Origin of the sequence: Duganella sp. Leaf61, assembly GCF_001421905.1 — a bacterium.
Taxonomy (GTDB): domain Bacteria; phylum Pseudomonadota; class Gammaproteobacteria; order Burkholderiales; family Burkholderiaceae_D; genus Rugamonas; species Rugamonas zoogloeoides.
The window spans coordinates 153373-175222 of sequence record NZ_LMLM01000031.1 but is presented as its reverse complement, the minus strand read 5'-3'; the positions used below and the strand labels follow the sequence as shown (position 1 = coordinate 175222).

Here is a 21850-nt window from a genome sequence, read left to right as displayed (position 1 = left end):
GAGGCTTCATGGAATTTGTGCTGCTTGTTTTTGGCCTGGTGACGTTCAACATCGCCTGGCGCGCGCGTGGCGAAGCGCGCTATTTGCGCAAGCTGATCGATGAATTGCGCGCGGAAGTCGTTGCTTTGCGCGGTAGCCACGTCCCGGCTCAGCAGCCGGCCACGGCGCTGCCGGAGGCGGTGCTAGCGCCACCGGCGCCACGCCAGCCGCAAACCTCTGCGGTGCCAGTGCCAGTGCCAGTGCCAGTGCCAGTGCCAGTGCCAGCCTCGGTGCCGGCAATTGCGCCAGCGTCGGCTACAGCGCCGGTATCACCAGCACCCACTTCAACGCCGGCCACAGAGCCTGTACCAATACCGGCGCCGGTTGCAGCACAGGCCGCAATACCGTTACCGATACCTGTGCCGGCATCAACGGCACGCCCCGTACCAGCCCCGGCTGCAGCCGAGCGGCCCGCCATCACTCCGACTGCGCCCCCTCCCGTCTTCGTCCCACCTGCTGCGCGCGCCCCGCAGCAGCCACCGCAATGGCTGGTCACGGCCAAAGCCTGGCTGTTCGGCGGCAACTTCGTGGCCAAGCTCGGCCTGCTGATCCTGTTCATCGGCGTCAGCTTCCTGCTCAAATACACGGCAGCGCGCGTCACGCTGCCGATCGAACTGCGCCTGGCGGCCATCGTGCTGGCCGACCTGGCAGTGCTGGCCTGGGGCTGGCGCATCCGCATCAAACGGCCGGCGATCAGCCTGCCGGTCCAGGGCGCGGCGCTGGCGGTGCTGATGCTGGTCACGTTTGGCGCCTTCCGCGTCTACCACCTGATTCCCGGTGGATTGGCCTTTGCACTGCTGCTGGTATTGACCGTGCTCACCTGCCTGCTGGCGGCACTGCAAAACGCCATGTGGCTGGCCATCTTCGGTATTGCCGGCGGCTTTGCCACGCCGATCCTGGCGTCCAGCGGCGGCGGCAGCCATATCGGCCTGTTTTCGTACTATGCGCTGCTTAATGGCGGCGTGCTGGCCCTGGCGCTGCTGCGGTCGTGGCGGCCGCTCAACCTGCTGGGCTTTGCCTTCACCTTCAGCATCGCCACTGCCTGGGGCGTGCTGCGCTACGCGCCAGAGAACTACCTGTCGGTGCAGTTGTTCCTGTTGCTGTTCTTTGCCTTTTACGTGTCGATCCCGCTGGCGTATGCGCGCCAGCAGTCGGTGCGGCTCAAGCACTACGTGGACGGCACACTGGTGTTCGGCACGCCGATGCTGGCCTTTGGCTTGCAGTTCAGCCTGGTAAGCGGCTTCGACTTCGGCGTCGCCTATTCCGCCCTGGCGCTGGGCTTGTTCTACGTGGCGCTGGCGACCGTGCTGCGCCGCCAGCAGCACGCGCAGCGCTATGCCTTGCTGGCCGATTCCTTCCTGGCGCTAGGCATCGTGTTTGGCACGCTGGCCATCCCGTTCGCGCTCGACGGCCGCTGGACGTCGGCCGCCTGGGCGCTGGAAGGCGCCGGCATCGTCTGGATCGGCTTGCGCCAGCAACAAAGGCTGGCGTGGACGTTCGGGCTGCTGGTGCAGGCCGGCGCCTGGGTCTCGTTCATCGGCTCGGCCACCGGCCTGTCGCCGGTTGGCGCGCTCGACGCCAATCTGTGGCTGGGTTTCCTGCTGCTGGCTGCGACCGCCTTCCTGATGGCCATGCGCTTTCGCGCCCACATGGCCGCCGAGGACAACGACAGTTTGGCCTTGCTGGCCGGGATGTTCCTGGTGTTTGCCACAGTATGGCTGGTGGCGGGCGCCTGGACCGAAATCCTGCTGCGAGTGACGGAAAACCGCCAGGGCACGCTGCTGGTCGGCAGCGCCATGATCGCTGTAGTTGTCCTGTACCTGGTTGCCTGCAAGATGGCCTGGCCGCTGGCCGGCGGTATCGCGCTGGCGGTGCAGGCAGTGGCGGGGTTCAAGCTGCTGCAACTGATGGTTTCCGGCTGGTATGGCCCCGGCGCCGCGCCATCGCTGCTGGAGCGCCCCCTGCCTGGCGCCATGATGATCGTCGGCGCGGCGCTGTTCAGCAGCTGGGCGCTGTGGCGCCGCCGCGAGGCAAGCACCAGCACGACCGACCTCACCGCGATTTACCGGCTGACGCTGACCTGGTCGGCCCTGTGGTGGTTCTGCCTGGCGGCGCCGAACCTGGCGAGCTGGCTGGCCGGCCACTATGCCGGCCTGTTCGCGCAAAGATATCCGACCGAATACGGGCTCGATGCCAGTGTGCAGTGTTGCGCCTACAGCTTGCTGCTGGCGGCCACTGCTTTGGCGGCAGTCCGGTTTGCGCACCGCCTGCGCTGGCCGTCCCTGCGGTGGTTTGCCGCGATCGTGTGGCCGGCGCTCACCGGCGCCACGTTGCTGATGCTGGTGGACCTGTACGACAACGCATCACGCCTGCCTCGCGTCGAAGCCTGGATCGCCTTTGCCGCGCTGTGGCTAACCGGCGAATGGCTGCTGGCGGCGTGGCCGCGCCAAGGCTGGGCGCTGCGCCCGTTCGTGCTGCGCGTGCTCCACACCGTGCGCACCGCAGGTCCGTGGCTGATGATCTGGCCGGTTGTTGCCTACCTGATTGGCCGGTGGTTGGCTGGCGCCGGCCACGAGGCCTTGATTGCCGACTGGGGCACCAGCGCCAGCTGGGCGCGCTTCGTGCCGTCGTGGCTGATGATGGCGGCCATCGCCTGGCTGATGCAACGCAGCCGCCAGGACGCCTGGCCGGTGGCGCCGATCGCGCCCTGGTACCGCAGCCGCCTGATCCCGGCCGGGTGCGCCTGGTCGGCGTTGCTGGTCGGCGCATGGAACCTGACGCAGGATGGCGCCATGGCGCCGCTGCCCTATCTGCCGCTGTTCAATCCGCTCGACCTCAGTACCTGCTTCGCCTTGCTGTTGCTGCTGGCTTGCCACCGCCTGCAAGCGCCGCCGGCGCGTGGCCCGGCGGGCTGGCCGGCCGGCTGGATGGCGCCGCTGCCGCTGGCCATTGCCCTGCTTGGCTACATGTGCTTCAACCTGGCGCTGCTGCGCACTGTCTCGCACTACCTGGCGGTGCCGTACGAGTTCGCCAGCATGTTCGCGTCGCAGTTCGTGCAGGCGATGCTGTCGCTGGTATGGAGCGTGACCGCGCTGCTGCTGATGCGCTACGCGGCGCGGCGCGCCATGCGCCCCGTCTGGATCATTGGCGCAGCGCTACTGGGGCTGGTGGTGGCCAAGCTGTTCCTGGTGGACTTGTCCAATATCGGCGGCGTGGAGCGCATCGTCTCGTTCCTTGGCGTGGGTGCGCTGATGGTGGGCATCGGCTACCTGGCGCCCTTCCCCCAGTCCGAACCAACCGAACCACAGGCGGATACGGCATGAAAACATCCCTGATCGGCGCCGCCTGCCTGGCCAGCGCCCTTGCCATGGCCGCCAGTGAACCCGCAAGCGACACGCCCGGCGACTACACGCATCTGCTGCCGCTGGCCTCCGATGCACAACAGGGCGTGCTGCAACTGCGCCTGCCGCGCGATGTGTATCTGCACGCGCGCTCGCCCCTGCTCGACGATGTCCGCGTGTTCGACGCCGGGGGGGTGCCGCAACCGTTCGCGTTGCAGCAGCCGGTGGCGGCAGACAACATCAGCCACAAGGACTTACCGCTGACGATCTTTCCGCTGATGGCGGCGGCAGGTAACCAGTCTTCGCCGCTCGACCTGGACGTGAGCACCGCGCCCGATGGCCGGCTGCTGTCGGTCAAGGTGCGCCCCGAGCAAGGCGGCCAGGACGCTGCGGCCGGGTCCACGCGCCTGACGGGGTTGATACTCGATCTCGGCAAGCCGCCCACATCACAAACAACTGCGTCGCCGGCAGTTGACGCGCTGCGCTTCACCCTGCCGCCGGACCAGCGCGACTACAGCGCCCAGGTCTGGCTGGAAACAAGCAACGACTTGAAGCGCTGGGATGCCGTTGGCGCAGCCGAGCTGAACTGGCTGGTCAACCAGGATCAGCAAACCCTGGCCAACGACCGGCTGACCTTTGAAGCCAGATCATTCCGCTACGCGCGCCTGACCTGGCGCAGCGGCACGCCGTTGCTCTTTTCCGCCATCGTGGCCGAACAACCGGTGCGCACCAGCACAGCCCTGCCGAATGAGCAATTGCTGCTGCAACCCGGCACCGGCGACCGGCCGCAAGACCTGGTGTACGCCATGCCGCCGGCCATCGCTCCCGCCACCATCGGCGTGCAGTTCAGCGAGACCAATGTCGTGCTGCCCGCGCAACTGGGCGTGTACGACACCGTGCCCGCGCGCCAGGCCGGCGCAGCCACCCGCCGCTTCGAGCCCATCGTCAATACCACTTTTTATCGCATTACGCAGGATGGCCAGGCGCGCAGCTCGGGCGATCTGGCCGTGACGCCACTGCACGCGCCGCACTGGGTGCTGCGCACCGAGGCGGCAGTGACAGTCAAGCCGGTATTGAACGTGGGCTGGCAACCGGCCACGCTGGTATTCCTGGCCAGTGGCAACGCACCGTACACGGTGGCGGTGGGACGCGAGCGCGCGCCTGCCACCAGCCGTCCTGTGGCACAGGTGGCGCCGGGTTTCAGTGACGTGGAATTGCGCCAGCTTGGCCAAGCCACCGCCGGGCCGGCCATCGCGCAGCAAGGCGCGGGGGCGGCGCCGCACGACGACGATGCCGGCTCACGCAACCGGCTGCTGGTGTTGTGGGGGACGTTGTTGCTGGGGACTGGCGTGCTGGCATTGATGGTCTGGCGCCTGCTGCGCCAGAAACCTCAAGCCTGAAAAACCTCCATAGCGGCGTTGCAGCGCCTTGCCGTACTGGAGTACTGTCTTCGCCGCTGCGCCTTGCTCTGGAGGTTTTTGCCAAACGCAGTAGCGGCGTTGCAGCGCCTCGCCGTACTGGCGTACTGTCTTCGTCGCTGCGCCTTGCTCTGGAGGTTTTTAAGCTTACTTCGCCATCACGTTGATGACGGCGAGCGTCATGGCGCGGGCGGCGGTCTTGATCGACGGCTCCGGTACCGGCGCGTAGTACGGCGAATGGTTGAAGGCGATCGGCTTGCCGCCCGGCTTTTCGGCTTCGGCCACCGCTTCCGGCGAATATACGCCGGTGAAGAAGAACATGGCGGGAATGCCGGCGTTGGCGAACTGCGAGAAATCTTCGCTGGCGGTCATGGCGGGCATGCGCCATACCTTGTCGTCGCCGAACGCCTGTTTCAGCACGCCCTCGGTCCGCGCCACCAGTTTTTCATCGTTGATGATGGCCGCGCCGCCGGGGATCAGCTCCACCTCCGGTGCGGGTGCGTCGGCCATGGCGGCCGAGGCAATCGCCGTGCGGCGCACGCCGGCCAGGATTTTCTCGCGCACTTGCGGGGTGTAACTGCGAATGGTGCCGCGCACCTTGACGCTGTCGGGAATGATGTTGCCCACACTGCCGCCGTTGATGGCGCCGATGGTCACCACGCCGAATTCCTTGGGATCTTTTTCGCGGCTGATCACGGTCTGCACATCGACCACGAAGCGCGCGGCGATCATTACCGGATCGACCGCCTTGTCCGGCGCCGAGCCATGGCCGCCCCGGCCTTTAAAAGTGATTTCGATGGCGTCCGAGTTCGATGACACCGGCCCGCTGTTATAGCCGATGGTGCCGTAGGCGTGCGGCCACGAGTGCAGCGCGAACGCGTAGTCCGGCTTGCCGAAACGGGTAAACAGGCCGTCATTGATCATGGCCTTGGCGCCCGAGACGATTTCCTCGGCCGGCTGGCCGATGAACATCAAGGTACCCTTCCACCGGGATTTGAGCGCCACCAGCGTGCGCGCCGTGGCCAGCCACGCCGTCATGTGGACGTCGTGGCCGCAGCTGTGGGCCACCATGGTGTCCTTGCCGTCGAGCTGGGCGTGGGCCTTGCTGGAATAATCGAAGCCCGATTTTTCTTCCATCGGCAAGCCGTCCATCTCGGTGCGTACCAGCACGGTCGGGCCGGGGCCATTCTTGTAAATGGCGACGATGCCGGTCTTGCCCACTTTTTCCGTGACCTCGAAGCCGATCGCGCGCATCTCGGCCGCCAGCTTGCCTGCCGTGCGCACTTCCTGGAAAGCCAGTTCGGGATGGGCGTGCAAGTCCTTGTAGATCGCATCGAGCTTGGCATACATGGCGTCGATGTTGGCGGCGACCGCGCCGTTATCCTGGGCGAAGGCTGGCAATACCAGCATGGAAGCGAACAAGGCGGCAAGCGGGCGGAGCGTCATCGATGGTGTCCTCATCTGGAGAAAGATTCCTCCAGCATACCATCGCAGCTTAGGCCGTATGCAACTTCATGGTGGCCGCTTCAAACTTGCCCTCGATAATGGACGGCATGACCAGCAACGATTTATCGATGGCCTGCTCGATCAGGTCCTGGTCTTCGCGGCGCGGGCGGTGCAGCACGAAGTCGGCCACCTGCTGTTGCAGGCTCAAGGTGCGCGGGTGGCCGATGCCGAGGCGCAAACGCCAGTAATCCTGGGTGCCGAGCGCGGCGGTGATGTCTTTCAAACCATTGTGGCCGCCGGCCGAACCGCCTTTTTTCAGGCGCGCGATGCCGGGCATCAGGTCCAGCTCGTCGTGCACGACCAGCACTTCGTCGGGGTTGATCTTGAAGAAGCGGCACAGTCCGCCCACCGACTGGCCAGAGCGGTTCATATAGGTCTGCGGTTCGAGCAGGTACACTTCCTGGCCCGAGATCGAGGTCTTGGCCATCAGCGCGTTGTACTTGGTCTCGCGCTGCAGGCGGGCGCCGCTGCTGTTGGCGAGGTTGTCCACCAGCCAGAAGCCGGCGTTGTGGCGGGTTTGTTCGTATTCGGCGCCGGGATTGCCGAGGCCGACGATAAGGCGGATGGGCATAATGTTCAGTCAAATAAACGGGATTATCGCGCAAACGAAAAAAAACCCCGCCAGCACGAACGCTGGCAGGGTTTCCATGACGCGTAAAGCGTCAAGAATTACTTCTTAGGCTCTTCAGCAGCAGCTTCAGCAGCAACTTGGCCAGCTGGTACCGATGCGGTAGCAACGGTCAGGTCGTTACCGTGGGTAACTGCGGTCACGCCTTTTGGCAGGGCCAGGTCAGCCACGTGGACCGAGGTACCAACGTCAACGTTGGTCAGGTCAACGGTGATGAATTCTGGCAGGTCTGCTGGCAGGCATTCGATTTCGATTTCGTTCAGCACGTGGCTGATGGTCGCGCCGTGCAGTTTGACTGCTGGCGAGATTTCAGCGTTCTCGAAGTGGAGCGCAACTTTCACGTGCAGTTTTTCCGAAGCGGTCACGCGCTGGAAGTCAGCGTGCAGAACCAGTTGCTTGAATGCGTGGACTTGGAAGTCGCGCAGCAGCACTTTTTGTACTTTACCGTCGATTTCCAGATCCAGGATCGACGAGTGGAACGCTTCTTTTTTCAGCGCGTGGTACAGGGCATTGTGATCCAGCGAGATGGTCACTGGGGCTTCGGTGCCACCGTAGATGATGCCAGGGGTTTGGCCCGAATTACGCAGGCGGCGGCTCGCTCCGGAACCTTGCAATTCGCGTTTGAATGCAACAACTTTCATGTGATACTCCAAAAATTACAGGGCTTGCGCCCCGTGTTATGAAGCCCCCGCGACCAGGGTGCTTCGAAAATGAGCGTGATACGCTCATGAAACCGGGAAAACTGTATAAACCAGCGCGGCGCAACCGGTAAAACCGGGTGCGCCGCGTGCTAAAACTGATGTAAAGGTCGATCAGTCGATGAACAGGGAGATCACCGAGTCGCCCTTGATAATACGTTTGAACGTCTCGGCCAGCAGCGGCGCGCACGTCAGTTGACGGATCTTGCCGCAAGCCTTGGCTGCGTCGGACAGGGGAATCGTGTCGGTCACGACCAGCTCGTCCAGCGACGAATTGGTGATGCGCTCGATTGCCGGGCCAGACAGCACAGCGTGGGTGCAATACGCCACGACTTTCTTGGCGCCGCGCTCTTTCAATACTTCGGCAGCTTTGACCAGGGTGCCGGCGGTATCGACCATGTCATCCATGATCACGCAGTTGCGGCCTTCGACTTCACCGATGATGTTCATCACTTCGGAGACGTTGGCTTTCGGGCGACGCTTGTCGATGATGGCCAGGTCGCAACCGAGGCGCTTGGCAAGCGCGCGGGCACGGACCACGCCGCCGACGTCCGGGGACACCACCAGCAAGTCTTCGTTGTTCTTTTTCTGCAGGTCGCCCAGCAGGATCGGCGACGCGTAGATATTGTCGACCGGGATATCAAAGAAGCCCTGGATTTGATCGGCGTGCAAGTCCATGATCAGGACGCGCTCGACACCGGCTTTTTCCAGCATGTTGGCAATCACCTTGGCCGAGATCGCAACGCGCGCCGAACGGGGGCGGCGATCCTGGCGGGCATAACCAAAGTAAGGAATGGCGGCGGTGATACGGCCAGCGGACGCGCGCTTGAGCGCATCGACCATCAGGATCAGTTCCATCAGGTTGTCGTTGGTCGGTTGGCAAGTCGACTGCAGCACGAAGACGTCTTTACCACGCACGTTTTCGTTAATCTCGACCATGACTTCGCCGTCCGAGAATTTCGAAACATTGGCTTTGCCGAGGGGAATACCGAGATTTTTAGCGACTCCTTCTGCCAACGCAGGATTAGCGTTGCCGGTAAAAACCATCAGGTTTTCGTAAGCCATTGGGAGTCCCAGAGATAGTAGAAGAAATTTTTGATGATCGCCAGCGGAAGCCGCGTGACGCTGTATTAGTTGAATGCGACGCGCTGGGCGCCGGCATTTTTGCTTGACCTGGCCGGAGACTAATGCCTCGACGGTTCCAGATAAAACGAATGGCAGGGGAACAAGGATTCGAACCTTGGTATGCTGGAATCAAAATCCAGTGCCTTAACCAGCTTGGCGATTCCCCTACGCAACTTGCTACTTGTCGCTACAGGCCGATATTATACAGCCATTTTCACGAGAAGCAAAATCTTTTTTCTCACTCACAACATGTCGATGATCGGATGCTGTTTCAGCGACTGGGCTTTCCAGACTTTCCACTTCGCTGGCGCTTTCGCAAGCACCGCATCGGCTTCTGATTCTGTTGCCACCGCGCCAAACACACAAGCACCGGAGCCAGTCATCCTGGCATCACCGTAAGCACTGAGCCATTCTACCGCTTCTGCCACCGGCGGGAACAACTCCATTGCCACTTGTTGTAAATCGTTTCTGCCAAATCCCTGTAAATCGTTTTGATTTTCAAGGTGTCTGGAAAAGTCCGTTATCTTAATGACCGGCGTGTCTCTTGTCAAACGTTCTGACGAAAAAATTGCCGGGGTCGGCACTTGCACGCCTGGCTCGATGACGATGTACCAACACTGCGGCGCCTCCACCGCCTGCAATTGTTCGCCCACGCCTTCAGCAAACGCGGTCTGGCCAAAGATGAAAAACGGGATGTCGGCGCCCAGCGGCAAGCCCAGCGCCATCAGTTCCTGCTGGCTCAATCCGGCATGCCACAGGGCGTTCAGGGCCATGAGCGTGGTGGCCGCGTCGGACGAGCCGCCACCGAGGCCGCCGCCCATCGGCAGCACCTTGTCGATGGCGATATCGACACCGGGCGGCAAGGCGCCGGTGCGGCGCTGTACTTCGGCCTGCAACAGCCTGGCGGCGCGGATGACCAGGTCGCTCTCCTCCGGCACGCCGGCCAGTTCCGTCACGCGGCGCAGCGCGGTGTCGCCCCTCAGGGTGAAGTGCAGGGTGTCGCCGTAATCGACCAGCTGGAACACGGTTTGCAGCAAGTGGTAGCCATCGGCGCGGCGGCCGTTTACGTGCAGGAACAGGTTGAGCTTGGCGGGAGCCGGGCAATTGAGCAGACGGCTCATGACGCTGGCGCATCAAGCACGATGCGGAACGACAGCTCATCGACCTGCTGGCCCAGCGTCAGGCGGGTGACGTCGATGCGGCGCGGCTTGGGCACGCTTGCTGCTTCGTCATGCCAGCCCAGGTAGTCGATTTTCCAGCCGTCGCGCGTGACCACGCTGTCGTTGGCCGGCGAGGCGGTGAAGCGCTTGCCATCGGCGTCGGTGGCATGGCCTTGCAGCCAGTCGCGCAGGCCGCCCACGGGCAGGGTCCAGCCCAGTGCCTGGCGCGTGAGGCTGTCGAGGTCGGGCGCGGTGCGCAGCGGCTGGCCGCTTTGCTGCAGAGTGGCGGCCTGGTCGGTCACGCTGATGCGGGCCACGGTCTGGCCGGTGGGCGAGTTCAGGCTGACATCGGTACGGGACGGAGTTTGCTGCCAGTTGAAGTTGCCGTTCATGGCTTCCTTCTTGCCATCGCGCACAAAGCTGATGGCAATGCGGCCGTTGAGTTCGATCGCGTCCTGGTAAGCGGCCACTGTAGCGGCCGAGCGCGGCACGGAGGCGCAGCCAGCCAGCACCGACAGTGCGGCAGCGAAGGCCAGCACCGGTGCGGCGCGGCGAGAAAGGGTAAAAGTCATCGTTGAAGTGGTTTCTAGTTGGCCTGATCGGTCTTCAGACTCTGGTTGAGGCGCGCCAGCGTGCTTTTGAGCGCGTCGTTTTTCGGATCCTTGCCATGGGCTTCCTGCCACAGTTTCTGGGCGCCGGCCACATCGCCCCTGGCGAACAGGACTTCACCGAGGTGCACGGCAATCTCGGGATCGCTGCGCACGGCGTAGGCGCGGCGCAGGTAGTTTTCCGCTTCGTCCAGGTTGCCCATGCGGAATTGTACCCAACCCATGCTGTCCATGATGAACGGATCGCCAGGCGCCATTTTCAGGGCTTGCTCGACCAGCGCGTACGCTTCAGGCAGGCGCTCGTTGCGCTCGGCCAGCGAGTAGCCAAGCGCGTTGTAGGCGTGCTGGTTATCGGGCGCGGCAATCATCACCTGGCGCAGTGCGGTTTCCATCAGCTCCACCTGCCCCACTTTCTCGGCGCCGAGCGCAAAATCGTACAGCAGGTCGGGATTGTCGGGATAGCGCTTGATGGCGTTTTGCAGCACCATGAAGGCGGTGGTGGTGTCGCCGGCGTCGCGCAGCACCTGGGCGTCGGTCTGGAAGATTTGCGCCTGCTCGTCGGCGCCGTTGGCGGTCAGTTGTGCCAGTTCCTTGCGCGCTTCCTCTAACTTGCCCTGGCGCGCGGTCAGCACCGCCCACTTCAGGCGCGCGGCAAAGTACAGTTTTTCGTCGCTGCGATCGACCTTGTCGAGCCACTTGATGGCGGTGTCGGCGTCGCCGCGCTGCTCGGCCAGTTGCGCCAGGATCATCAGCACCTTGCTCGGGTCGCGCTCGTCGTCGGGTTGCTGCTCGAGCACGCCCACGAAGCGGGTAAAGTAGGTTTCAGCGCCGGCCAGGTCGTTGTTCTGCATGCCCATCACACCCAGCGCGTACAGCGTGGCCAGGTTGTCGGGCTGGTCCTTGAGCAAGACCAGGAATTGCTGGCGCGCCGCCTCGGGCTGCTTGGCGTCGATCAGCACGCGGGCGAACGCCGCCCGCGCTTCACGCGCTTTCGGGTACTTGTCGAGGAAGTTGTTGAGCACCTTGAGCGCCACGTCGATGTCGCCGGACACCTGGGCCTGGGTCATGGCAGCCAGCTCGGACGATGGTTCGATGGCGGCGGCCTTGTCGGCCTCGGCGCGGGCGCGGGCGGCGTCATTGAGGGCAAACGCGCCCTGCGCCAGGATCAGATGGCTTTCCACCAGGTTGTCGTACGGCGCCAGCACGCGTTCCTGCAAGGCGAACGCGGCAGCCTTATCCTGGGCGCGCAGCAACAGCTGCTGCATCTGGAACATGGCCACCACCCGCGCGGGCCCCTGGGCCTGCGCCAGGCGCCTGGAAAAAATCGGTTCAACCTCGGTGAGATCGTTGCCGACAATGGCAAAGCCGAGGAAATACTGTGCTGCTTCGTCCCAGTCCGGTGCCAGGGCGCGCCACAGGCGGATGGCGGCCACCGCCTCGCTACCCTGCTTGGCCACCAGCGCCATGTCGGCCGCGCGCTTGGCCAGGCGCGGATCGCGGGTTTGCTGGGCCAGCGACATCATGGTGACGAACGGTCCCTGCCACTCGCCCTGCTTGAATTCCAGCTCGGCCTTGGTGATGCGGTACAGGATGTCGCCGGTGAGCGCGTTGTTGGGCAGCGTGGCGTCCGCTGCCGTCGTGTCTTCTTGCTTGTCGGAATTGTCTGTAGCGGCGGACTGCGGCGCCGGAGTGGCGGCAGGCGCTGGCGCAGCGTCGGCCTGCGCTGGCGGCTGCGTGGCGCACGCCGACAGCAAGGCGGAGAGGGTTACAATGGCGAAAGCGTTTTTCAAGGGAACATCCTGGCTGGTGTACGGGGTCGCTTCGATTTTACGCGCAAGCCGGGGCTTGCGTCTTTTGACTAGTGTAACCAAATATTGGACGTACCCAGTTTCCTCCCCCATTCATGAGAGGTTTGCCCAGCAGATGCCAGAATTACCAGAAGTGGAAGTCACCCGGCGCGGCGTCGCGCCCCATCTTGAAGGCCGTGCCGTGCAGGACGTGGTGCTGCGCCGCGCCGGCCTGCGCTGGCCGTTTCCCGAGCAACTCCAGCAACTGCTGGCCGGCCGCACCGTATTGAGCACCGGCCGGCGTGGAAAATACCTGCTCGTGCATTTCGAGCACGGCACCCTGATCATCCACCTGGGCATGTCCGGCCATTTGCGGGTGATGGCGGCCGGCATCGAACCGGAAAAGCACGACCATTTCGACCTGGTGGTTGCCAGCCCGGACGGTCCGCAAGTGCTGCGCATGAAGGATCCGCGCCGCTTCGGCGCCGTGCTGTGGCATGACGATGCCGACGGCGCGCTGGACAGCCATATCCTGCTGCGTGCGCTGGGCGTGGAGCCGCTGGAAGCCGGTTTTTCCGGCAAGCTGCTGTACGACCGTACGCGCGGCCGCAGCGCGCCGGTCAAGCAGGTGCTGCTGGCCGGCGATATCGTGGTGGGCGTGGGCAATATCTACGCGTCGGAAAGCCTGTTCCGGGCCGGTATCAATCCGAAAACCCCGGCCGGGCGCATCAGCGTGGCGCGTTATGAAAAGCTGGCGCAGGCGATCCGCGAGATCCTGGCCGAGGCCATCATCCAGGGCGGCAGCACCTTGCGCGACTTTATCAGCGTCAATGGCCAGTCCGGCTACTTCCAGCAGACATATTTCGTCTATGATCGGGCAGGCGTACCGTGCAAGGTGTGCGCGGCGCCGGTGCGCCAGATCAAGCAGGGCCAGCGTTCCACTTTCTATTGCGTGAACTGCCAAAAGTAACTGTCAACAACGAGGCACAGCCGATGATGGTCAGCGATTTCGAGCACTACAGCGCCTGGCGCCAGGGCGTGGTCACCGCGCTGGAGCACTACCAGGCGTGGGTGGCCGAGGCCGCCCTGCTCGACGCCGCCACGGCCCAGCGCATTGTCCGCGCCCTGGCCCGGCTCGCCGACGACAAGCTGTCGGTGGCGTTCGTGGCGGAGTTTTCGCGCGGTAAGTCCGAGCTGATCAACGCCATCTTTTTTGCCGACTACGGCCAGCGCATCCTGCCGTCCTCGGCCGGGCGCACCACCATGTGCCCGACCGAGCTGATGTACGATGCCGCGCTGGCGCCGTCGCTGCGCCTGCTACCGATTGAAACCCGCGCCGACAACCTTTCCACCGGCGATTACCGCGACCAGCCCGCCGCCTGGACCGTGCTGCCGCTCAACCTCGACGCCGGCGCCCACATGCACGAAGTGTTCAAGCAGGTGAGCATGACACGCCGCGCACCGGTCGAGGAAGCACGGCGTTACGGCCTGTACGATGACGAAGATCCCGACCTGCGCGATGCGGTGGACGAGCACGGCACGGTGGAGATTTCGCTGTGGCGCCACGCCATCATCAATTTTCCCCACCCGCTGTTGAAACAGGGCCTGGTGATCCTCGACACGCCCGGCCTGAACGCCATCGGTACCGAGCCGGAACTCACGCTCAACCTGATTCCCAACGCCCATGCCGTGCTGTTCATCCTGGCCGCCGACACCGGCGTGACGCGCAGCGACATCGAAGTGTGGCGCAACCATATCGGCGCCGGTGCCGGCCGCATGGTGGTACTGAACAAGATCGACAGCATGTGGGACGAGCTGCGCAGCGAAACCGAGGTCAGCGAAGAAATCGCGCGCCAGCAGGCCAGCGTGGCACAGGTACTGGCGCTCGAACCGCGCCAGGTATTCCCGGTCTCGGCGCAAAAGGCGCTGGTGGCCAAGATTAACGGCGATGGCGCCCTGCTCGCGCGCAGCCGCTTGCCGGCGCTGGAAGCGGCCCTGTTCGACGAGCTGATCCCAGCCAAGCAGGACATCGTGCGGCGCCAGCTGCGCGACGATCTGCAGGCGCTCAGTACCGCGCAATCGTCGATGCTTGCCGCCCGCGCGCGCGGCATCGTCGAGCAGTTGCACGAACTGCGCAGCCTGCGCGGCAAGAACCGCACCGTGATCGAGCACATGATGCGCCGTATCGACGTGGAAAAGCGCGAGTTCGACGCCAGCCTGTTCAAGCTGCAAGCCACGCGCGCCGTGTTTACCCGCCTGTCCACCGAGCTGTACACCAGCATCGGCATGGACATCGTGCGCGACGATATCGACCTGGTGCGCGAGCAAATGCAGCGCAGCCGCTTTTTCCTCGGCGTGCGCGAAGCCGTGCGCCAGTACTTCGAGCGCATCCGCGCCCGCCTGGATGCAGCCGAACATAAAACCGCCGAAGTGAGCGAAATGATGGGCGTGATGGTGCGCCGCTTCGCCAGCGAACACGGCATGAGCCTGGCGCTGCCGCTGCCGTTTTCCCTGGCGCCCTACCGCGACGAAATCGCCAATATCGAGGCGATCTATTACAAGCAATTCGGCACCGCCACCCTGATCACCACCAGCCGCGTGGTGCTGATGGAAAAATTTTTCGATACCATCGCTTCGCGCGTGCGCGGCTGCTTCAAGTCGGCCAACGTCGATGCCGAAGCGTGGCTCAAGGTGGTGATGGCGCCGCTGGAGGCGCAGATCCGCCAGCACAAGGATCAGCTGAAACACCGGCAGGCTTCGATCCAGCGCATCCACGACGCCACCGACAGCCTGGAACAGAAAATCGATGCACACGAACGCGACCAGCACACGCTCGACGCCCAGAAAGTGCATCTGCAACAATTGGCGGCGGCCATCGCCTGCGCCATCGAGGCCGGTCTTGAGGAAGACCCGGCGCTCGAAGCCGCCTGAGACTTTTACACCCAAGGACACAATGAAGTACACCGCAGTAGAGCATTACGCCGACCCCAGCTTTTCCGATGCACTGATCGCCTGGCAACAACAACACGGCCGCCACGCGCTGCCGTGGCAAAACACCCGCGACGCCTACCTGATCTGGCTGTCCGAAATCATGTTGCAGCAAACCCAGGTCTCAGCCGTGCTCGGCTATTACGCGCGTTTCCTGGAACGCTTTCCCACCTTGCGCGACCTGGCGGCGGCGCCGGTCGAAGACGTGATGGCGCAGTGGAGCGGCCTGGGCTACTACACCCGCGCGCGCAACCTGCACAAGTGCGCGCAGCGCGTCGTCAGCGAGTACGACGGTGTGTTTCCGTCCGACCCGGCGCTGCTGGCCGACTTGCCCGGCATCGGCCGTTCGACGGCTGCGGCAATTTCCGCCTTTTCCAGCGGCACCCGCGCGGCCATCATGGATGGCAACGTCAAGCGCGTATTTGCCCGCGTGTTCGGCATCGACACCTTTCCCGGCGAGCGCAAGACCGAGGAAATGATGTGGCTGCGCGCAGTCGCCCTGCTGCCCGAGCAAGGCATCGAATCTTACACGCAAGGGCTGATGGACCTGGGTGCCACCGTCTGCACCCGCAGCAGCCCCGCGTGCGAACGCTGCCCGATGCAAACCCGCTGCGTGGCCTACGCCACCGGCCGCACCCGCGAACTGCCGGTGCGCAAGCCGAAAAAAATCTCGCCGGAAAAACACGCGGTGATGCTGGCGATTATCGACGGCGGCCAGGTACTGCTCGAACAGCGTCCGCCCACCGGCATCTGGGGCGGCCTGCTGTCGCTGCCGGAACTCGATGGCCACCTGCTGGCCGAGGACGACGACGCGCCGGCGGCAGACGACACGCTGCTGTTACAGGCAGTAGGGAAGTTCGGCGAAATGGAGTCGGCCGAGCGGTTGACGACCGTGACGCATGTCTTCACGCACTACAAGCTGCACATCGCACCGTACCGGATCACGCTGGCCCGGCGGCTGGACATGGTGGCCGAAGGCGGTTACGTGTGGCTCGATGCTGCCAAATTAGCGGACGCAGCGCTGCCAGCGCCGATCAAGAAACTGTTGCTGGAATTGTTAGGGGATGGCAAGGCGGCGCAACAGCGCATGGATTTTTAATGCACGTAGCGTGCGATGGCAAAGGTGATACCGACCAACGTGAACGAGGTGGCGACGAACCATTTGATGATGGTCGATTCGAGTAGTGTCATCTTTGATTCCATCTTCGACTCCAGTTCGGCGAATTTCACATGGACTTGACCGAACTGGACAGCAATTTCCTCACGCAATATCGCGATATCCAGCTTGCTCGCGTAATGGTCAGCGACATGTTGTTTCAATTCCTTGAACCGGTCGGCAACTTCGGCTTCCATGATCGCTCCTGCAGATAAAGGTGAAGGTGGACCTTGATGATCTGCCGCACACCCTTGCCTGTCAAGCGGCGCCAGCTTGCGCCAGATCAGAGCTCATCAAGTGAAAACAGGCGCCGGTGTTCGCGGATCGCGTAGCGGTCGGTCATGCCGGCGATGTAGTCGGCAATCTTGCGCGCCTGCCTGCCGGCATCGCCGTCCTTGTCGTGGTAATCGGGCGGCAGCAGCACCGGCTCGGCCATGAAGGCATCGAACAGCTCGCGCACGATGCGGCTGGCCTTGACGCGCATGCGGTTGACCTTGTAATGACGATACAGGTTTTCGCGCAGGAAGCGTTTCAGTTCGGTCGCATCCTTGCGGATCGGGTCGGAAAAACGGATCAGCGGCGGCGCCTGCCTTACGTCGCCCAGCGAGCGCGGCGCCACGTCGGCGATCAGGGCGCTGGACGTGGTAATCAGGTCGTCCGCCAGCGCCGTGATCAGGCGCCGCAAGGTTTCGTAAATGGCGCGCCGGCCGGTCAGGCCCGGGAACGCCTGCTGCACGTCGCGGTATAGCCGGGCAAAGAAATCAACCTGCTGCAATTGCTCGATGGTAATCAGGCCCGAGCGCAGGCCGTCGTCGATATCGTGGCTGTTGTAGGCAATCTCGTCGGCCAGGTTGGTCAGCTGCGCTTCCAGCGACGGCTGGGTGCGTTCAATGAAACGGATCGCTACCGGCCCCAGCAGGCGGGCATTGTGCAGCGAGCAGTGCTTGAGGATGCCCTCGCGGGTTTCGAACATCAGGTTCAGGCCGTTGTACGCGCCGTAGTGTTCTTCGAGTTCATCGACCACGCGCAGGCTTTGCAGGTTGTGCTCGAAGCCGCCGTGGTCCTTCATGCTCTCGTTGAGCACGTCCTGGCCCACGTGGCCGAACGGCGTGTGGCCCAGATCATGCGCCAGCGAAATCGCTTCCACCAGGTCTTCGTTCAGGCGCAGGTTGCGTGCGATCGAGCGGCCCACCTGCGCCACTTCCAGGCTGTGCGTGAGGCGCGTGCGGAACAGATCTCCCTCGTGGTTGAGAAAGACCTGGGTTTTGTATTCGAGCCGGCGGAACGCCGACGAATGGATGATGCGGTCGCGGTCGCGCTGGAACTGGCTGCGCGACGAATGCGCAGCCTCCGGGTAACGCCGCCCGCCGCCGGCCGAAGCAGTCGCCGCCGAGGAATGGGCGGCATAGGGAGCCAGGTACTCTTCGGGCAGCATTGATGGCTCCTTAATCGCACGCCACGTGGGCCGCCAGCGTGGCCAGCAGCAATTCCTGCGGCACGTTGGTGATGCTGGGCGCGCCCAGCGGCTTGAGCAGGATGAACTTGATGGCGCCGCCCTCGTTCTTCTTGTCCACTTCCATCAGTTCCAGCCAGCGCGCGGTGCCCAGGTCGGGCGCCTTGACCGGCAGACCGGCAGCCGCGACCAGCGCGCGCACGCGGGCGACGGTCGCGGCATCGACCAGGCCCAGGCGCTGCGACAAGTCGGCCGCCATCACCATGCCGCAGCCGACGGCTTCGCCATGCAACCATTCACCGTAGCCGAGGCCGGCTTCGATGGCGTGGCCGAACGTGTGGCCGAAATTGAGGATGGCGCGCAGGCCGCCCTCGCGCTCGTCCTGGCGCACCACGTCGGCCTTGATTTCGCACGAGCGGGCAATCGCATAGGCGAGTGCGCCCTTGTCGCGCGCCATCAGCAGGCCGATATTGGCTTCGATCCAGTCGAAGAACGCGGCGTCGATGATGGCGCCGTGCTTGATCACCTCGGCCAGGCCGGCCGACAGTTCGCGGTCAGGCAAGGTTTCCAGGGTGGACGTGTCGGCAATCACCGCGCGCGGCTGATAGAACGCGCCGATCATGTTCTTGCCCAGCGGGTGGTTGATGCCGGTCTTGCCGCCGACCGACGAATCGACTTGCGAGAGCAAGGTGGTCGGCACCTGGATAAAATCCACGCCGCGCATATAGCTGGCAGCTGCGTAGCCGGTCAGGTCGCCGATCACGCCGCCGCCGAGAGCGATCAGCGTGGTCTTGCGGTCGGCCTTGTTGGCCAACAGGGTGTCGAAGATCTGCATCAGGCTGGCCCAGTTCTTGAACTCCTCGCCGTCGGGCAGGATCACCGACATCACCTGCTTGCCGGCCGCGCGCAGCGCCGGCTCCACGCGCTCGAGGTACAGCGGTGCGACGGTGGTATTGGTGACGATGGCGACCTTGCCGCCATTGACATGGCGCGCCAGCAGCGACGGGTCGGTCAAGAGCGACGGACCGATGGAAATCGGGTAGCTGCGCTCGCCCAGGTCAACATTTAACAGGATGGTGGATTCTTCGTTCATCGATGGTTGGGCTCGGGTGGAACAGTTGGGCGCGGCTTCGCAGGCCAGCTTTTCCAGTTGATTCAGGATGGTCAGGACCATCGATTGTACGTTAGGACGGCCGGTATCGATGACGATATCGGCGATTTCCATGTACAGCGGATCGCGCACCGCCATCAGCTCCTCGAGCTTCTTGCGCGGATCGGCGGTTTGCAGCAGGGGCCGGTTCTTGTCGTGGGCGGTGCGCTGGAGGATGCTGTTGACGGTCGTGCGCAGGTAAATCACCATGCCGCGCGCCTTGAGGTGGGCGCGGTTGTCGGGATCGAGCACGGCGCCGCCGCCGGTGGCCAGCACCAGGTCCTGCTGGCCGGTCAGCTCGCGGATCACCTCGGCTTCGCGGCGGCGAAAGCTCGGCTCGCCCTCGATCTCGAAGATCCACGGGATCGACGCGCCGGTGCGCGCCTCGATCTCGTGATCGGAGTCGACAAAGCGCAGCCCCAGCTTGCGGGCCAGGATGCGGCCGATGGTGGTCTTTCCAGCACCCATCAAACCGACTAGAAACACATTTTGCATGCAAAATCCAACTAAGTGCGGGCGGCTCCGACGCCCGCATGCGCCAGTCACTGAGCGCTTATTGCGGGTTGCTGCACGTCGTCGCCACCCCGTATGGGCTGACCGCGCCCGGCGGCGCGACATTCTGGTTTGTGTAATCGCTACTCAAACCTAGCAAGTGTACCAGAGAGGTGTACGTCGATTCGCTGCCATTTGCCTGTCCGCGCACGGTCAGGTTCACGTCGAGCCAGTTGGCGCGGTCGCGCGGATACACGAGCGACACCGTGGCCCGTCCGGTGGCGTCGGTGGTCACGGCCGGCGTCACGGTCACCGGAATGCCCGGCTCGAGCCTGCCATTGCCGTTGAGATCCTCGCCGGCGTCGAGGATGCCGTTGCGGTTCAGGTCCTCGTTATCGCACGGTATCCGCTGCACCGGCAGCCACGGTCCCGGATCGCTGTAACCGAGCAGGCCCTTGAAATAACTCACCGGCAGCACCGACGTGGTCAGGCGTACGCCGGATACCGCATTGCCGGCCGCATCGGTCACGAACACCGCGAAGTCCTGCTGGTAGGTGGAACTGTCGGGCGTGCTGATCAAGTTGCCGGTGCCGGCGCTGATGAATAGCGAGCGCTGCGCCACGGTCAGCATGGCGGTGGCGCTGTTGTTGACCACGCCCCCGCCGACGATGCGCGCCCGGATCTGCACACCGTTGGTGGCAGTGGGCGTGGCGCCGGCAATGAAGCTCACCGTGGCCGATCCATCGGCGGCGGTGGTCACGTCGGACGGCTGGGTGAGCGAACCACCGCTGGCGTCCGACTGTATCGAGAACGACACCAGCGCATTCTTGACCGGGTTGTTCTGCGCCGGACCGTCGCGCACCACGGCGCGCAGCGTGACCTGCTGGGTGATGCTGCCAGCCGTGTTGACGCCGATTACGGCCGGGTCGGCCTGCACGGTGATGGTCGAGGCGGTGGTGAGCGGCGCGACGAATTCCAGGTCGGACTGGGTGCCCAGGATACCGGCGCGAGCCGTCAGCGTGGCCACGCCCGGGCTGTTGGCGTCGATGTAGGCGGTGGCGGCGCCACTGGCCAGCGTCAGCGCGCCGTTCAATGGCACGGTGCAGCCGGCATTGGCATACACGGTGCCGCGCGAACTGCTGATGGTCACGTCACCGGCGCCGCCGCCGGTCACCGCCACCTGGCGGCAACTGCCGATATTGGTACTGGTCACCACGTTGCCGCCGCCGTCGAGCACGCGCACGGCAAAACTCGACGTGTTGATCGCAATTGCCGTCGATGCCGTCTCGCCCAGCGAGCGCACGGTGATCACGTCGGCGCTGCCGCCGCTGGCCGCGTACGTGAGGATCAACTGGCCGGCGGCGTTGGTCACGGCCGTGCCGCCGCCCTTGACGGTCAGCGCATTGGCGTTCGACGCGAACGTCACCGCTTTGCCGACCAGCGCATTGCCGGCCGAATCGACCAGCTTGACCGCAACGTCGGCAGCCGCCCCCGCGTTGATGGTGGACGGCGCATTGACGGTGAGCCGGTTGCCGGCCACGTTGACCACGGTGGCGACCGGTGCGGCGCCCGCCGCGCTGGCAGTGATGCGGATCGCGCGCGAGGCGGGGTCGCCGCCGGTGCTCAGTTTTTCGGAAACGATGCCCTGGGCGTTGGTGGTGCGCGAGGTCAGCGTCAGGCTGCCCGAATCGGCTTTCAGGTCCACCACTACGCCGGGCAGCGCGGTATTGTTGGCGTCGCGCACCAGCGCCACCACGGTCACTTCGCTGCCGGCCGCGCCGGCCGAGGCCAGGGTGCCGCTGTCAGTAGTGAGCGAGAGCGACGGCACGGCCGTGACCACCGCCACCTGCACCGGTGCGGACGTCCGCCCGCCGGCGCTGGCCGTCACGGTGATGACGCGCAGCGACGCGTCGCCGGCCACGCTGAGTTTTTCCGCGACCTGGCCCGCCGTGTCGGTCACGCGGTTGGTGCTGCTGACGGTGCCGGAACTGGCGTTAAAACTGACCGTCTCGCCGACCAGCGCATTGCCGCCGCTGTCCTTGACGATGGCCGTCAGCGTCACCTCGGTGCCGGCCAGTCCCGACGAGGCGATGGTGCTCGCACTGGCCTGCACCGCCACGCTGGCTACTTTTGACGTCGTGGGCGGCGTGACGGTGCCACCGCCGACCGTGCCGGGCGAACCGCCACCGCCGCCGCAACCGGCCAGCAAGCTTGCAAAGATGGTCGCTGCCAGCCAGCCGATGAGGCCCTTCATACGAATCATGCGTTCCATGCGCTATCCCTCGATGTGTAGCCTGGCGG

Annotated in this window: 16 protein-coding genes and 1 tRNA gene; 5 read left to right on the top strand and 12 right to left on the bottom strand. The window is 64.3% G+C overall.

Annotated features, from left to right (window positions below; translation table 11 throughout):
• Positions 1 to 8: 8 nt before the first annotated feature.
• Together ASF04_RS22580 and ASF04_RS22575 are read left to right on the top strand one after the other, a co-directional pair.
• Entirely contained in the window at positions 9 to 3362 is a 3354-nt protein-coding gene (locus ASF04_RS22580) for a DUF2339 domain-containing protein (RefSeq protein WP_056146842.1), read from the top strand.
• Complete coding sequence (locus ASF04_RS22575) at positions 3359 to 4780, top strand: DUF3999 family protein (RefSeq protein WP_056146840.1); 1422 nt, start codon at positions 3359 to 3361, stop codon at positions 4778 to 4780. Before ASF04_RS22580 ends, ASF04_RS22575 begins: the two co-directional genes overlap by 4 nt.
• Positions 4781 to 4945: 165 nt before the next feature.
• On the opposite strand, the gene ASF04_RS22570 is transcribed toward ASF04_RS22575, so the two are convergent.
• The 8 genes from ASF04_RS22570 to ASF04_RS22535 form a co-directional block, all read right to left on the bottom strand.
• Positions 4946 to 6244 carry an amidohydrolase gene (locus ASF04_RS22570; RefSeq protein WP_056146838.1) on the bottom strand — a complete coding sequence of 433 codons (1299 nt, stop codon included), beginning with the start codon at positions 6242 to 6244 and terminating at the stop codon, positions 4946 to 4948.
• 49 nt (positions 6245 to 6293) lie between these two features.
• Positions 6294 to 6875 carry an aminoacyl-tRNA hydrolase gene (pth, locus tag ASF04_RS22565; protein WP_019923426.1) on the bottom strand — a complete coding sequence of 194 codons (582 nt, stop codon included), beginning with the start codon at positions 6873 to 6875 and terminating at the stop codon, positions 6294 to 6296.
• 98 nt (positions 6876 to 6973) lie between these two features.
• Positions 6974 to 7573, bottom strand: coding sequence for a 50S ribosomal protein L25/general stress protein Ctc (locus tag ASF04_RS22560; protein ID WP_056146836.1), 600 nt, complete (start codon positions 7571 to 7573; stop codon positions 6974 to 6976).
• Positions 7574 to 7744: 171 nt separating this feature from the next.
• The gene (locus ASF04_RS22555; RefSeq protein ID WP_019923428.1) at positions 7745 to 8695 is read right to left on the bottom strand and encodes a ribose-phosphate pyrophosphokinase; all 951 of its coding nucleotides are present in this window, start codon (positions 8693 to 8695) and stop codon (positions 7745 to 7747) included.
• A gap of 150 nt (positions 8696 to 8845) precedes the next feature.
• Positions 8846 to 8922: transfer RNA gene (locus ASF04_RS22550), tRNA-Gln, on the bottom strand.
• A 75-nt stretch (positions 8923 to 8997) separates the two neighbouring features.
• Positions 8998 to 9876 carry a 4-(cytidine 5'-diphospho)-2-C-methyl-D-erythritol kinase gene (gene ispE, locus ASF04_RS22545; RefSeq protein WP_056146834.1) on the bottom strand — a complete coding sequence of 293 codons (879 nt, stop codon included), beginning with the start codon at positions 9874 to 9876 and terminating at the stop codon, positions 8998 to 9000.
• On the bottom strand, positions 9873 to 10487 hold the full coding sequence (lolB, locus tag ASF04_RS22540) for a lipoprotein insertase outer membrane protein LolB (RefSeq protein ID WP_056146832.1): 615 nt from the start codon (positions 10485 to 10487) through the stop codon (positions 9873 to 9875). The genes ispE and lolB overlap by 4 nt, the downstream gene beginning before the upstream one ends.
• Positions 10488 to 10501: 14 nt before the next feature.
• Positions 10502 to 12313, bottom strand: a complete 1812-nt coding sequence (locus ASF04_RS22535; RefSeq protein WP_056146830.1) for a tetratricopeptide repeat protein — start codon at positions 12311 to 12313, stop codon at positions 10502 to 10504.
• Between the two features lie 133 nt (positions 12314 to 12446).
• Between ASF04_RS22535 and mutM the strand changes: the two genes are divergently transcribed.
• The 3 genes from mutM to mutY are packed head-to-tail and all read left to right on the top strand — an operon-like array spanning position 12447 to position 16397.
• Positions 12447 to 13280 carry a bifunctional DNA-formamidopyrimidine glycosylase/DNA-(apurinic or apyrimidinic site) lyase gene (gene mutM / locus ASF04_RS22530; RefSeq protein ID WP_056146828.1) on the top strand — a complete coding sequence of 278 codons (834 nt, stop codon included), beginning with the start codon at positions 12447 to 12449 and terminating at the stop codon, positions 13278 to 13280.
• Positions 13281 to 13306: 26 nt separating this feature from the next.
• On the top strand, positions 13307 to 15241 hold the full coding sequence (locus ASF04_RS22525) for a dynamin family protein (protein WP_056147231.1): 1935 nt from the start codon (positions 13307 to 13309) through the stop codon (positions 15239 to 15241).
• 22 nt (positions 15242 to 15263) lie between these two features.
• The gene (gene mutY / locus ASF04_RS22520; RefSeq protein ID WP_056146827.1) at positions 15264 to 16397 is read left to right on the top strand and encodes an A/G-specific adenine glycosylase; all 1134 of its coding nucleotides are present in this window, start codon (positions 15264 to 15266) and stop codon (positions 16395 to 16397) included.
• On the opposite strand, the gene ASF04_RS22515 is transcribed toward mutY, so the two are convergent.
• From ASF04_RS22515 to ASF04_RS22500, 4 genes are all read right to left on the bottom strand, one after another.
• Positions 16394 to 16651, bottom strand: a complete 258-nt coding sequence (locus tag ASF04_RS22515) for a hypothetical protein (RefSeq protein ID WP_056146825.1) — start codon at positions 16649 to 16651, stop codon at positions 16394 to 16396. The genes mutY and ASF04_RS22515 overlap by 4 nt on opposite strands.
• An 86-nt stretch (positions 16652 to 16737) precedes the next feature.
• On the bottom strand, positions 16738 to 17889 hold the full coding sequence (locus ASF04_RS22510; RefSeq protein WP_056146823.1) for a deoxyguanosinetriphosphate triphosphohydrolase: 1152 nt from the start codon (positions 17887 to 17889) through the stop codon (positions 16738 to 16740).
• 10 nt (positions 17890 to 17899) lie between these two features.
• On the bottom strand, positions 17900 to 19552 hold the full coding sequence (aroKB, locus tag ASF04_RS22505) for a bifunctional shikimate kinase/3-dehydroquinate synthase AroKB (RefSeq protein WP_082488954.1): 1653 nt from the start codon (positions 19550 to 19552) through the stop codon (positions 17900 to 17902).
• A gap of 58 nt (positions 19553 to 19610) precedes the next feature.
• Entirely contained in the window at positions 19611 to 21821 is a 2211-nt protein-coding gene (locus ASF04_RS22500) for an Ig-like domain-containing protein (RefSeq protein ID WP_229205163.1), read from the bottom strand.
• Positions 21822 to 21850 lie beyond the last annotated feature (29 nt).